At 54.4% G+C, this 13,922-nt stretch carries 13 protein-coding genes; 8 read left to right on the plus strand and 5 right to left on the minus strand.

What is annotated here, in order from left to right; translation table 11 throughout:
* Positions 1-23: 23 nt before the first annotated feature.
* Positions 24-362, plus strand: a complete 339-nt coding sequence (gene glnB / locus HOY33_RS18385) for a nitrogen regulatory protein P-II (RefSeq protein WP_172291585.1) — start codon at positions 24-26, stop codon at positions 360-362.
* Positions 363-474: 112 nt separating this feature from the next.
* Here the strand turns inward: glnB and HOY33_RS18390 are convergent, their stop codons facing one another.
* Positions 475-1,602, minus strand: a complete 1,128-nt coding sequence (locus HOY33_RS18390; protein ID WP_172291586.1) for a pectinesterase family protein — start codon at positions 1,600-1,602, stop codon at positions 475-477.
* A 94-nt stretch (positions 1,603-1,696) separates the two neighbouring features.
* Entirely contained in the window at positions 1,697-3,358 is a 1,662-nt protein-coding gene (gene paeY, locus HOY33_RS18395; RefSeq protein ID WP_172291587.1) for a pectin acetylesterase PaeY, read from the minus strand.
* A 518-nt stretch (positions 3,359-3,876) separates the two neighbouring features.
* Here paeY and glyA point away from each other — a divergent pair.
* From glyA to HOY33_RS18420, 5 genes are all read left to right on the plus strand, one after another.
* A complete protein-coding gene (gene glyA, locus HOY33_RS18400; protein ID WP_172291588.1) occupies positions 3,877-5,130 on the plus strand; it encodes a serine hydroxymethyltransferase in 1,254 nt (417 codons plus the stop codon).
* Between the two features lie 140 nt (positions 5,131-5,270).
* Positions 5,271-6,419: a 3-phenylpropionate MFS transporter gene (locus tag HOY33_RS18405; RefSeq protein ID WP_172291589.1), complete on the plus strand. Its 1,149-nt coding sequence runs from the start codon at positions 5,271-5,273 to the stop codon at positions 6,417-6,419.
* 53 nt (positions 6,420-6,472) lie between these two features.
* The gene (locus HOY33_RS18410; protein WP_172291590.1) at positions 6,473-7,132 is read left to right on the plus strand and encodes a DUF1007 family protein; all 660 of its coding nucleotides are present in this window, start codon (positions 6,473-6,475) and stop codon (positions 7,130-7,132) included.
* On the plus strand, positions 7,123-8,172 hold the full coding sequence (locus tag HOY33_RS18415) for a nickel/cobalt transporter (RefSeq protein ID WP_172291591.1): 1,050 nt from the start codon (positions 7,123-7,125) through the stop codon (positions 8,170-8,172). Before HOY33_RS18410 ends, HOY33_RS18415 begins: the two co-directional genes overlap by 10 nt.
* A gap of 118 nt (positions 8,173-8,290) precedes the next feature.
* Positions 8,291-9,418, plus strand: a complete 1,128-nt coding sequence (locus HOY33_RS18420) for an ABC transporter substrate-binding protein (RefSeq protein WP_172291592.1) — start codon at positions 8,291-8,293, stop codon at positions 9,416-9,418.
* Between the two features lie 67 nt (positions 9,419-9,485).
* Here HOY33_RS18420 and HOY33_RS18425 read toward each other — a convergent pair whose 3' ends face one another.
* The 3 genes from HOY33_RS18425 to suhB form a co-directional block, all read right to left on the minus strand.
* On the minus strand, positions 9,486-10,286 hold the full coding sequence (locus HOY33_RS18425; RefSeq protein WP_172291593.1) for an ABC transporter ATP-binding protein: 801 nt from the start codon (positions 10,284-10,286) through the stop codon (positions 9,486-9,488).
* Entirely contained in the window at positions 10,283-11,365 is a 1,083-nt protein-coding gene (locus HOY33_RS18430; protein WP_172291594.1) for an iron ABC transporter permease, read from the minus strand. The genes HOY33_RS18425 and HOY33_RS18430 overlap by 4 nt, the downstream gene beginning before the upstream one ends.
* A gap of 231 nt (positions 11,366-11,596) precedes the next feature.
* Entirely contained in the window at positions 11,597-12,400 is an 804-nt protein-coding gene (gene suhB, locus HOY33_RS18435; RefSeq protein ID WP_172291595.1) for an inositol-1-monophosphatase, read from the minus strand.
* A 119-nt stretch (positions 12,401-12,519) separates the two neighbouring features.
* Between suhB and trmJ the strand changes: the two genes are divergently transcribed.
* Positions 12,520-13,245 carry a tRNA (cytosine(32)/uridine(32)-2'-O)-methyltransferase TrmJ gene (trmJ, locus tag HOY33_RS18440; protein WP_172291596.1) on the plus strand — a complete coding sequence of 242 codons (726 nt, stop codon included), beginning with the start codon at positions 12,520-12,522 and terminating at the stop codon, positions 13,243-13,245.
* 119 nt (positions 13,246-13,364) lie between these two features.
* Positions 13,365-13,859: a Fe-S cluster assembly transcriptional regulator IscR gene (gene iscR, locus HOY33_RS18445; RefSeq protein ID WP_172291597.1), complete on the plus strand. Its 495-nt coding sequence runs from the start codon at positions 13,365-13,367 to the stop codon at positions 13,857-13,859.
* Positions 13,860-13,922: the final 63 nt, after the last annotated feature.

Raw genomic sequence — 13,922 nt, forward strand, 5'->3', positions numbered from 1 at the left:
CATAGGTAATCTAAGGTTTCCCCATGAAAAAAATTGATGCGATTATTAAGCCGTTTAAACTGGACGATGTACGTGAAGCGTTAGCTGAAGTCGGCATCACAGGGATGACGGTCACGGAAGTGAAAGGGTTTGGCCGTCAGAAAGGCCATACCGAACTTTATCGCGGCGCCGAGTACATGGTCGATTTTTTACCCAAGGTAAAAGTTGAGATCGTGGTAGCGGACGATATTGTCGATACCTGTGTGGAAACCATCATGCAGACGGCTCAGACCGGTAAAATCGGCGACGGTAAAATCTTTGTTTTCGATGTGGCCCGTGTGGTGCGTATCCGTACCGGCGAAGAGGACGAAGAGGCGATTTAACGCCGACCAACGGGATACAACGCGGAGGGCAGGCCGTTTGCGCTTCCATCTCTTGCCAAAAGCGTCTGCTGCCGTTTCAGAAGCCAGCCCTTATCCGGCTGGCTTCACTGTATTATTTTACCGGCGGTACGGAAGGCACCCAGCCACCAAGGACTTTTTCCGCCGTGAACTCCGCGGCTTCCGCATCGCTGAGCTGAGGTCGTTGATCGTTTTTCTCTGCGCCGGCGCCGCGGGATTGATATTCAAAAAAGCGTGAGTCCTGCGGATAAAACCATATTTTTTCGCCTTGCCGGTCTTTGCCGGACATTTTGTCCCAACCGTAAATATGATCGTCCATGCTGGTATTCAGAAAAACAGCCTGCCCGATGGCCTGCGGATCGGCATAGCGTCCGTCCGCAAAGGAGGTTGTCGGGTGCCACGGCCGACCTAAACCATAGCTTTTCGCCGGGACGTCCTGGCTTTCTTTGACGATCCGGCTGTTGGTAAACACCAGACCATATTTCTGGTTGATGTTGGTGCTGGGCGCGGTGAGATACCCCAGCGGTTGGTCTTTAATATCCGTGCGGTTGCGGGCGATGATATCGCAATCATCAAATAAGGCCGTACCGTCGCCAAAGATAAAATCCACGGTTCCGCTGATACGCGATTGCGAGAAGAAACTACGGCCACCTTTTACATACAGCGTGTCCTGATAGCCCGTCAGGCTGACATTGTGAAAGTAGGCGCGATCGCTGTTTTCGGCGACCAGCAAGGCCACGGCCTGCGAGTCTTTCAGCCTGGTCGGATCGTTATCCGGCTTGCTCTTGTTGCCCGGGTAATCGAAATCGTTGCTGATGGTCAGCGAACGGGCGCTAAAATCCGCCGCATCCACTTTCACCGTATTGCTGCCGTAGGTTCCCCATTTACTGCCGTCGGGTTTGAGCATGCCGGCGGCAATGGCGGCGGTAATCACCGTGCCGTCGCGGCTTTCTCCGATCAGATGAATATTCGGGCGCGTAATGGTCAGTCTTTCATGATACACGCCGTTTTTTACATAAATGACAAACGGGGAATTGTCCGCCGGAGCGCTGGCAATGGCGTCGGTAAGGGTTTTGAACGTCTGGGATGCCGATGTGTTGGCCGAGGGGGAAACCAGCGCATCGTAAGTCGTCCGCGCCAGTGCCGGTTGCCAGGGAGTGGCGATAGATAAGGCTAACGCTATCGTTTTGCAAACAGATGCGCCCGAAGGGGGTTTTAACATATCCAGACTCCTGCATTGACAAGTTTCGTTGAGTAACGCTCTTCTCCCCGCCAATCAGGGAGAAGAGCGGATGAACCGGCGCTCGGTGTTATCGTTATGACTTATGCTGGCGGACGAGTTTGTCCGCCAGCGTTTTTAATTCCGGCGTCTGGCGAATCGCTTCCGCGACAATGCCTGACACGGCGATGGCCCCTTTTTTCTGAAAATGCGTGGTATCCGGTTTGGTCAGGCTGCCGGTCTGATGACGATAAAAGGGATAACGCGCGGGGTCGGCCGCCAGCCAGTACTGTTTCCAGTGATTGCTGTTTCCCTGGTTCGCCAGCGCGATCGTCGCGGGTTCGATATCCAGTAGAATGACCTTATTGGCCGCCGCCGTATCTTTGATGGTCTGGCTGTAGTCACCGACAAACGCGTAGCCCCCTTCCGCATTTTGCGTTGTAAAGTGGCCGTGTACCGCCGGCGTTCCGTCTTTGCCGTCGGCGGTGCGAACCCGGGTGGTGGGCGTCAGCAATACCGGCGTTAATTGATACTGGCGGGCAAAATTAATATAACGTTCCAGCGAGGTCTGGAACGACATATCGGATTTGCCCGGAGGGGACTGGCGTTCTCCCGCCGCATTATTGGGATAGGTACACAGATTGGCGACATCGGCCGCGCCGCGCGTTGGCTTGGCGCTGTTGCAATTCTGGTCGTTGTGCCCCATTTGAATAAACAGAAAATCGCCCGCTTTCATCAGCGGCTGCATCTGGCGGAACCAGCCTTCATGGAAATAATCGCGCGAGCTGCGCCCGGAGCGGGCGCCGTTAACGATTTTCACTCCGCTATCTTTACGGAACTGTTGTTCAAAAACCTGTCCCCAGCCCATGCGCGGCAAGCGCGCTTTTTCGTAGGTCGCGGCGGTGGAGTCTCCTACCAGGAAAATCCGCGTCTGGGCGTGTTGGATCGCATCCAGATGCGCTCGGGCAAAGTGGTAATCCAGCGGCTCATAGTCGCCCTGTGGGTTTAAACCCACGATCGGGCGAAAAACGCCGTCCGTCAGCACCGTATGTCCTGAGTAACCCGAGTTATTGTGATAATTGCGATTGTGGTTAATCACCTTGATAATTTTGCTGACGGCATCTTGCTGGGCGGCAGGGTAGGTCAGGGGATCAAAACGTGCGGGCGAGGTTATCCCCGCTTGTTTCAGCGCGGCATTAAACCCCGCATGGAAGGCGGCGTACGCCTTTTTCAACGCGGCGCCGTCAAGCGTCGGCGATGCCGGATCGTCACCCAACTGTTGCGGGCCGATATAGCCCGCCGCGACGGCAACGTCGGAAATGATCCGGTCGGTTAGCGGGTTAATGTTGACGATATTTTCATGACCGGATTGCAGCGAGGGAGCCAGGGCGTTCAGGCAAATTGCCCGTGGGATATGATTGATCAGGCAGTTGGTGCCGCCGGACTCAATAGCCAAAAGACGCAACGGCGCCGATAATCCCGAAACATCAAGCTGATACCGCCCCTGCTCGTCGGTGCGGCCCTGCCTGCGCTGGCCTTGCTGATCCCGGATAATAAGGGTGGCGGGAAGATGGATTTCTCGGTGCGTTACGCGACCGGTCAGCGTGGTGTTTTCTCCCAGCTTGATGCCGGGCATGACTTCGATACCGCTTTTAGGTTTTGCATTATGCGCGGCGGCGGATGGCGCGGCGTTTGCCATCATCCATGGGGCGGAGAATACGATTGCGAAAGTCATACAGCCGGAAAAACGGTTTAACATGATTAGACATATCCCTTGTTGCAGAATCGAAAACATTTTTTGCAGGTTTCACGGGGGGTTGGATAAAGGCCGTGATCCCTTGAGCCAAATTTGTTGAAAAGTCCGGGCGGTTATTATGCACCTAATTGAAGCAAGGGCGCGGTCTCATAATCATGCGAAATCATTATTCATTAAAAATGAAATAATATTTCATATTATGGGTATTCTGCTGTGATTCACCTCCTTATTCTCAAAATGGCGCGGAGCGAACTGATTAAAGTGTGATCCACATCGACAGCGGAGAGGTTGTATCGTGGCCGCAACGTGAAGAAAAAACAGGTTGGAAATGAAGAAAATTCCGTTTCCCGCCCGAGCGGTTAAATCTCCTCAGCCCTTGCGCCGCCTGTAGCTAATCGTTTGCGTAAAAACCTCTGTCAAGACCTATCTTCATTAGGGATAAACGGTTTACACTATAGGCCACTACCCGGACGGGTGATTATTTTCCAGTACATTCAAGTTAGCTGAGTCAGGAGATGCGGATGTTAAAGCGTGAAATGAACATTGCCGATTATGATGCCGACCTGTGGCAAGCAATGCAGCAAGAAGTGGTGCGTCAGGAAGAGCACATTGAACTGATTGCGTCAGAAAACTACACCAGCCCGCGGGTTATGCAAGCGCAGGGTTCTCAGCTAACCAACAAATATGCTGAAGGTTATCCGGGTAAACGTTATTACGGCGGCTGCGAATATGTGGACGTGGTTGAACAACTGGCTATCGATCGCGCCAAGGCGCTGTTCGGCGCGGATTACGCCAACGTGCAGCCTCACTCGGGTTCTCAGGCTAACTTTGCCGTCTATACCGCGCTATTGCAGCCGGGCGATACCATTCTGGGGATGAATCTGGCGCACGGCGGCCACCTGACTCATGGCTCGCCGGTCAACCTGTCCGGTAAACTTTACAACGTCATTCCTTACGGCATCGACGAAAGCGGCAAGATCGATTACGAAGAGATGGCCGAACTGGCTCGCACCCATAAACCCAAAATGATCGTCGGTGGTTTCTCCGCCTATTCCGGTATTGTCGACTGGGCCAAAATGCGCGAAATCGCCGACAGCATCGGCGCCTATTTGTTCGTGGATATGGCGCACGTCGCCGGTCTGATTGCCGCTGACGTGTATCCGAACCCGGTTCCGCATGCGCACATCGTGACCACCACCACCCACAAAACGCTGGCCGGCCCGCGCGGCGGTCTGATTCTGGCGAAGGGCGGCGACGAAGATCTGTATAAGAAACTGAATTCCGCGGTATTCCCCGGTGGACAAGGCGGCCCGCTGATGCACGTCATCGCCGGTAAAGCGGTGGCGTTGAAAGAAGCGATGGAGCCTGAGTTCAAGGTTTACCAGCAGCAGGTTGCGAAAAATGCCAAGGCGATGGTCGACGTATTCCTGTCCCGTGGCTATGACGTGGTTTCCGGCGGCACCAGCAACCATCTGTTCCTGCTGGATCTGGTAAATAAAAACATCACCGGTAAAGATGCCGATGCGGCTTTAGGCCGTGCGAATATCACGGTTAACAAAAACAGCGTGCCGAACGATCCCAAAAGCCCGTTCGTGACCTCTGGCGTGCGTATCGGTACGCCGGCCGCCACCCGTCGCGGCTTTAAAGAAGCGGAAGTGCGCGAACTGGCCGGCTGGATCTGTGATGTTCTGGACAACATCAACGATGAAGCCACTATCGAGCGTACCAAACAAAAAGTATTGGATATCTGCGCCCGTTTCCCGGTTTACGCCTAATCCGAAGATTTTCCCCCGGTTGTCGTCTGCCGGGGCGTACGTAGAAGCGCCAGCCTTTGGGCTGGCGTTTTTTATGACGAATACGCATTGCGCCAGGGGACGCACTCTGACAGAGTAGCCAGCGAGAAAAGGGAGGCGTCATGGTTCTGCAATCAACGCGTTGGCTGGCGTTAAGTTATTTCACGTACTTTTTTTGCTATGGCATATTTCTGCCGTTCTGGGGCGGCTGGCTAAAAGGCGAGGGCCTTTCCGCCGAATCGATCGGGATGCTGCTGGGAGCGGGTTTGATTGCCCGTTTTGTCGGTAGTCTGGTGATTACCCCCAGCGTGAAAGATCCGTCGAAACTGATTACGGTGTTACGGGCGTTGGCGTTGCTGACGCTGGGGTTATCGGTCGGTTTCTGGCTTGGCAATGCCTGGCTGTGGCTGATGTTGGTGATGATTGGTTTTAATCTGTTTTTCGCCCCGCTGGTGCCGCTAACGGATGCGTTGGCGGCGACCTGGCAGCGGCAGATTGTCATGGATTATGGCAAGGTGCGCGTCTGGGGTTCTATCGCGTTTGTTATCGGTTCCGCGGTCACCGGTGAACTGGTCGCGGCATGGGGACATCCGGCGATTCTGGCGGTGCTGAGCGCCGGCTTGATAGCCATGTTTTTATGTATGCTATTCCGTCCCAGCGTGATGCCGCTGGCAGCCGCATCCTCAGCGCAGTCTGCGGCGGTTACTCCCTGGAAAACGTTGCTGTGCGAGCCTTCCGTATGGCGTTTTTTGCTCTGCGTTTCTTTATTGCAGGGCGCGCATGCGGCTTACTACGGTTTCAGCGTGATTTACTGGCAGGACGCCGGCTATTCCGCGTCGATTATCGGCTATCTCTGGTCGTTGGGCGTGGTGGCGGAAATAGTGGTGTTTACTTTTAGCCAGCGTTTGTTCCGGCGCTGGAGCGCCCGGCAATTATTGTTGCTTTCCGCCGTGTGCGGCGTCGTTCGCTGGGGACTGATGGGGGCCACGGTAGCGCTTCCGTGGCTGGTTGTGATACAGATATTGCATTGCGGCACGTTCACGGTGTGTCATCTGGCGGCAATGCGCTTTATCGCCGCTCGAACCGGAGGAGATATTTTGCGCCTCCAGGCGGTTTATTCGGCCTTGGCGATGGGCGGCAGTATCGCGATCATGACCATGGTGTCCGGTTTCCTGTTTGAATATTTACGGAGCGGCACGTTTTGGGTCATGGCGATGCTGGCGATACCGGCGTTGTTTATTCGTCCTTCCGTCAGTCGCCAGACACGCTGATCGCGCGGCGCTCATTACCCGATCGCCGGTAAGAATATTGCTACGAGAAGATTATGTTACATTATAACATTTTTAAGCGCGGGCGCAGGCGGCTAATGTTACTGATAGCCGGTATGGTAATCAGCCAGCCGGTTTTTGCCCATCCCCATAGCTTTATCGATATGCAAACCACCGTTGAAAGTCAGAATGAACGCATTACCGGTTTGCGCATGCAGTGGACGATGGATCCTATTACCTCTGCCGACCTGCTGTACGATGCCGGCGCGGCGGAAAAAGATTCTGAAATATGGAAGAAACTGGCTGCCGAAGTGATGGCCAATGTCCTGGGGCAGCATTATTTCACCGATATTTACCGGGATGAGCAGCCTGTGCCCTATAAGTCAGTACCGACGGAATATCGCCTTTCCCGCCAGGGAAATCAGGCGGTACTGGAATTTGTATTACCGCTGGCCCATCCCCAGCCGTTAATGGGTAAACCGTTGCTGATCTCCACTTATGATCCCACCTATTTTGTCGCTATGTTTTATGAAAATGATCGCGCCATCAGGTTGTCGGCCCCGCTCGCCGCGCGCTGTAAAACCACGCTGACGACGCCTGAACCGAATGCGGATTTACAGGCATACGCCCTCTCGCTGGATAAAGAGGATGCCCCGGGCGAGGATATGGAGCTGGGTAAACAGTTTGCCCAGCGGGTGACGTTGCAATGTCATTGAATATGGACGCCCCGCGTCAGCGAGGGTTTTTTAGCCGCTTGTCTGGTCTATGGCCGCTGTGGCTGTTTCTGCTGTTGCTGGCGCTGACGTTTTACTGGGTGCTGGGCTATTGGCCGCAAATACTGCTGCAAAGCGCGGTCTGGCAGAAATCGTTACACCAGCAGATGGCGCATTTGCTGCAAATGGTCGCATCCCGGCCGCAGCAGGCCGGACTCGGTCTGATGGTTTTCAGCCTGCTTTATGGCGTGATACATGCCGTCGGGCCGGGTCATGGCAAGGTGATCATCATGACCTATCTTGCCACCCATCCGTCGAAATTGAAAAGCAGCCTGAAGCTGACGTTTGCCGCTTCCCTGGTTCAGGGATTAGTGGCGGTGCTGCTGGTTACCGTGGTGCTGGTTTTTTTACAGCTTTCCAGCCGGACGCTGCATAACAGCAGTTTCTGGATGGAGAAGGGCAGTTTCATCTTGATCGCCTTGTTGGGCGCGGCGCTGTGTTTCCGTGCGACGAAACGATTATACGCCGCTATCTTCCGGCGACCCCGATCGCCGGCTATTTTGCGGGTCACGCCGTCTGGCAGTCGTCCGGCGATCCCGTTCAAGCATGCCAGGCCTCATCAACATGATGAACATTGTGGATGCGGGCATCGGCACCTGCCCGACCATGATGAACTCAGCCGAGCCAGTAGCTGGCGTACGCGTTTGGCGATCGTGTTGGCGATGGGCATGCGTCCTTGTTCCGGAGCCATATTGGTGCTGCTGTTTTCCAAAGTGATTGGGGTTTTTCTCTGGGGCGTGGCTTCGGCGCTGGCTATGGCGTTGGGAACGGCATTGACTATCTCGGCGCTGGCGATGCTGGTGTTTTATTGCCGTGGTTTCATTGAACGTTTGAGTCGTCACCGTACGCCGCCCGCCTGGCAGCGCGTCGCCTGGCCGCTGCTGTCACTGGTCGGCGGCCTTATTCTGCTTGGAACCGGCGTACTGTTGTATTTGAGTGCGCAACCTGCAATCAGCGTCGGCATCCGTCCTTTCTCTGGCTAGTCTTTACGTTTTCTTAACGCATTTATAAAAATAGATTGCCGTGTTTAACATCAACGCTATATCATCCGGCGCAAATGATAATGGTTATTATTTATAACCTTAACCGGAGAAGGGAATAATGAGAAAATGGCTGTGTTCGGTTGTCGCCATGTTGAGCTTAAGCAGCGTTTTTGCCGTCAGCGCCGCCCCGATAGTTATTGAGGATGTCACGGGCAGAAAGGTTGAAATGAAATCGGAGGTTAAACGGATCATTTTAGGCGAGGGGCGGCAAATATATCTGCTGGCGGCTTTCGATACCGAGGCGCCGTTCCAGCGCGTGGTGGGCTGGCGTGACGATCTGCCGAAAGCCGATTACGATGGCTATCTGGCCTATGAAAACAAATATCCGGAAATCAAAAAGCTGCCGACCTTTGGCGGGGCCAAAGACGGCACCTTCAACGTTGAGCAGGCGCTGACGTTAAAGCCCGATCTGGTGCTGATGAATCTGGAATCCAAAGCGGCGACCGACGAAGGCAAGCTGATTGAGAAACTCGGCTCATTGGGTATTCCGGTGGTGTTTATCGATTTTCGCGAAAAGCCGTTTGAGAATGCGGAAAAAAGCATTCACATCATGGGACAACTGCTGGGTAAGCCTCAGCGCGCGGATGAGATTATTCAGTTCCGTCGCCAGCAGATTGAAATAGTCACTGAACGTTTGAAAAATTATCAGGGGCCTCGCCCGAAAGTAATGATCGATCGCGCGGGCGGCTATGAAGATGAATGCTGTATGTCGTTCGGCAACGAAAATTTCGGGCGCATGGTTGACGTCGCCGGGGGAGAGAACATCGCCAAGGATCTGATCCCCGGTACTTTCGGTACGCTCAACCCGGAACAGATCATCAGCGCACGGCCGGACGTCGTCATTGTGACCGGCGCCAATTGGGAAAACTACAATACGGCTAACGGTTGGGTGGGCGTCGGCCCCGGCGCAGACCAGAAAGTCGCTTTGCAGCGTTTGCAAAAGCTGATGGAGCGGGCGGCGTTTAAAACGCTGCCGGTCGCCAGCAACGGCAATGCGCATGCCATCTGGCACCAGTTCTATGATAGTCCTTATCAATTTGTGGCGATTCAGGTGATGGCAAAATGGCTGCATCCTGAATTATTCAGCGATATCGATCCCGATGCCACGTTCCGTACTTTTCATGAGAAGTTCCTGCCGTTGCCTTATCAGCCGGGTTACTGGGTGACGCTGCCGGCAAAATCCTGACTGACGGATAAAAAAAAGCGCTGACAGAAAATGGTCGGCGCTTTTTTTATTAATTCAATCAGGCTGATTAAACGGTGGGTTCGGTGACCAATCCGTCGATAATCACCTGCGGCACACCCTGTGAGCAACGTTCGATACGTCCTTTGACGCCATAGACCTCAGCCAGACTCGCCGGACTGATAACCTCGGCCGGCGCCCCATCGGCAATCAGGTTGCCATTTTGCAGCATCAGCACGTGGTCGCCGTGGCGTAACGCAATGTTGATATCATGCACCACGACAATCGTAATGATGCCGCGCTGGCGTGTTTCCCGGCGAACCAGATCCATGACATGGAACTGGTAATTCAGATCCAATGCGCTGAGGGGTTCATCCAATAATAATAGCGACGGCTGACGAATTAATGACTGCGCCAGCCCGACCAATTGTTTTTGTCCGCCGGAAAGCTGATCCAGGTAGCTTAGCGCCAGATGTTCGATGCCCAACCGCTTGAGCAGCGTCATCACCTCAGCCTGACTATTGGCGCTATGCAGGCCGCCAGAGGCGCGCTGGGCGACAATAATGGATTCCAATACGTGCAGATGTACGCCGGGCGGTAAAGACTGCGGCAGATAAACCACTTTTTCCGCCCGTTTGGCAAACGGCAGTTGCATCAGGTTGTCGTCATCCAGCCAGAGTTCGCCCTGTGACGGGTTTAATCCGGCCATGGCGCGCAACAGCGTGGATTTACCGCTGCCGTTCGGCCCCAGCAAGACGGTAATTTTCCCCCGGGGCAGCAAGGGAACGGACAGATCGCGAATCACCTGGCGCTTGGGATAACCGGCGCAGAAATGAGATACGCGTAATCCCGACGGTGTCTGATTACTCATACATTTCCTCTGTGACGCAGAATGATGCTGAGGAAGAACGGCACGCCGACCAGCGAGGTGACGATGCCGACCGGAATAATCACCCCGGGGATCAGGTTTTTCGAGGCCACGGAGGCCAGTGAAAGCACCAGCGCCCCCACTAGCGCGCTGGCCGGCAGATAAAACCGGTGATCTTCGCCAAATATCATCCGGGCAATGTGCGGCGCGACCAGGCCAATAAAGCCGATCGGGCCGACGAAAGCCACTGACAATGCCGACAGAATACTGATGCGCAGCAGCGTCGCCAAACGTAACCGGCGCACATTGATGCCAAAACTGACGGCGCGATCTTCACCCAGTCTCAAGGCGGTGAGTTTCCAGGAATTCATGAACGACAACGGCATAACGGCGATCAGCACCAGCAGCAGAATCCCCAGTTTTTCCCAGGACGCGCGCGCCAGACTGCCCATCGTCCAGAAGACCAATCCTTGCAGCGTGTCTTCATTGGCGATGAATTGCAGCATCGACACCAGCGCATTAAAGGTAAACACCAGGGCGATGCCGAACAACACCACGCCGGAGGTGGAGACCTGTGTCCAGCGGGTAATACCGTCCAGCAGCAGCGCGGCAAGCAGGGCAAACAAAAAAGCATTGGCGGAAATAAACCACTGGGCCGGAATACCGGGAATACCGATGCCCAGCACGATGGCGAGGGCCGCGCCAAATGCGGCCGCTGACGACACGCCCAGCGTAAAGGGGCTGGCCAGCGGGTTATTCAGGATGGTTTGCATTTCCGCGCCGGCCAGACCCAGTGACAGCCCGACGATAATCGCCATCAGCGCATAAGGCAGACGGATATCCCAGACGATAACGCGGGTGCCCGCATCGGCGCTGGCGGGATCGGTCAGCGCCTGCCATAACACTTCCAGCGAGAGTCCCGAAGGCCCCATGGTGAAGTCCAGCAGCAAAGAGCCGAAAATAATCAACAGTAGTATCGTCATGATAACCACGCGACGCCGGATAATAGCGCGATAGTCGTCTATAACGGCGCTGTTATCGTTGGCGGCATCGCGGATATTCGGTTCAGTCGTCACACTCATGAAAAATTACTCATCTTTTTTCCCGGCGCCGCGCGTTGCAACGGATGATCCCGATCGCGCAGGCGAGGGCACATCAATCCTCAATAACAATGCTATCAATTGTAATGATTCTGATAACTATTATCATCATATTAAAGTCAGGCAATGTGTATACCGGATTCAGGCGGAAAGAAAAATAGTCACGTTGGTCGCGTACGCCAGACAGCTGACGCGACCAACGAGGGGGGACGATTAACGTTTCAACGCGTCGCTAAGTTCGTCGCGGATGGTTGCCAGCAGGGATTTGACGACGCGTGGATTACCCGCGATCAGGTTACCGGAAGAAAGATAGTTGTGACCGCCGACGAAGTCGGTTACCACGCCGCCCGCTTCACGCACCAGCAGTTCGCCGCCGGCAAAATCCCAGGGCTTCAGGCCGATTTCAAAGAATCCGTCAACGCGGCCGGCGGCAACATAGGCCAGATCCAGCGCGGCGGAACCCGTACGGCGGAAGTCCGCGCATTGGGTAAACAGGGCTTCGAGAATGTTGATATAGCTTTTCGCGTGTTGTTTCGCTTTGAACGGGAAACCGGTAGCCAATATTGTGCCGTCCAGATCGCGGGCATTACTGCTGCGCAGACGATAACCGTTCAACTGCGCGCCCTGACCGCGGGTGGCGGTGAACAGTTCATTACGCATGGGATCGTAAACTACGGCAACTTCAGTGCGGCCTTTCATGCGCACGGCGATGGAAACCGCGAAGTGCGGCAGGCGTTTGATAAAATTGGTGGTGCCATCCAGTGGATCGATAACCCATTGCACATCCCGATCGTCGCCGACCAGCTCGCCGCACTCTTCACCAATGATGGTGTGCTGCGGATAAGACTTACGGATGACTTCAATGATCAGACGCTCGGCATCCCGGTCAACGTTGGTGACAAAATCATTATTGCCTTTTTGACTGGCTTCTACGGCGTCAGGGGTTTCGTAATTTTTAGCAATTAAATTACCGCCTTTACGCGCAGCGCGTATAGCGATGTTGAGCATCGGATGCATGGTATTGTCCACTGGAATGTTAAAGAACGGAAAGCGGTGCGCATTATAGCAGGGGAAAAGGAAAATATCTAAGTTTGTGTTAGAATATTCCGCTTTCCTCCTCGCATTACAGAGTCCGCATGTTACACAATATTCGCATTGTTTTGGTTGAAACATCCCACACCGGCAATATGGGATCGGTTGCCAGAGCGATGAAAACCATGGGTTTGAGTAAGCTTTATCTGGTTAATCCGCTGGTAAAACCCGATTCGCAGGCGATTGCCTTATCCGCCGGCGCCAGTGATGTCATTGGCAACGCGACCCTGGTCGATACGCTGGATCAGGCGCTCGAGGGGTGTGGTCTGGTGGTGGGCACCAGCGCGCGTTCGCGTACGTTGCCCTGGCCGATGCTGGAGCCGCGGGAGTGCGGAGCGCGGAGCGCCCGGGAAGCGGAACACGCGCCGGTCGCCCTGGTGTTTGGCCGCGAACGCGTCGGATTAACCAATGATGAGTTGCAGAAATGCCATTATCATGTCGCCATTCCCGCCAATCCTGAATATAGCTCGTTAAACCTGGCGATGGCGGTGCAGATCCTGGCTTATGAAGTGCGCGTCGCACATCTGGACCGTTTGCAGGCCGGCAAGGAAGAGCACGACGAAACGCCTTACCCGCTGGTGGACGATCTGGAGCGTTTCTATCAGCATCTTGAACAGACATTACTGCAAACCGGCTTTATTCGGCAGGCGCATCAAGGGCAGGTGATGAATAAGCTGCGTCGGCTGTTTACCCGGGCGCAGCCGGAGAGTCAGGAGCTGAATATCCTGCGCGGAATCTTGAGTTCGGTTCAGAAAAATAACCCTGAATAATACTTGAGTGGTTTACTGGGTTAAATAGTTGACTAAAATACTCGGGAATGTCAGACTCAAACCACGTTTTGCCAATACATGTTTCAATAATACATGTTTTATTTACAGGTACCACTATCATGAGACTGACATCTAAAGGCCGCTATGCCGTTACCGCCATGCTCGATGTGGCTCTGCATTCCAAAGAAGGCCCTGTTCCGCTGGCCGATATCTCCGAGCGTCAGGGTATTTCGCTCTCCTATCTGGAGCAACTGTTTTCCCGCCTGCGTAAAAACGGACTGGTCGCCAGTGTCCGCGGCCCGGGTGGCGGTTATCTGCTGGGTAAACATGCCAATGAAATCGCCGTGGGCGCGGTGATATCCGCCGTCGACGAATCGGTGGACGCGACGCGTTGCCAGGGGCGAGAAAGCTGTCAGGGCGGCGAACGCTGTCTGACGCACACCCTGTGGCGCGATCTGAGCGATCGGATCACCGACTTTTTGAACAATATAACGTTGGATGAACTGGTCAATAACCAGGAAGTATTGGACGTTGCGGATCGTCAGGAAGCCGATACGCGCCGTACCGCCAACGGACGTATACAAGACACGATCAACGTTAATTTACGCGCCTGAAAAATCATATTTTAACAACGCATCGCGTTGGCCCGAAGGGCTAGGGGCAGGGATAGCCCATTA

It is taken from the genome of Brenneria sp. hezel4-2-4 (assembly GCF_013155275.1).
Taxonomy (GTDB): domain Bacteria; phylum Pseudomonadota; class Gammaproteobacteria; order Enterobacterales; family Enterobacteriaceae; genus Brenneria.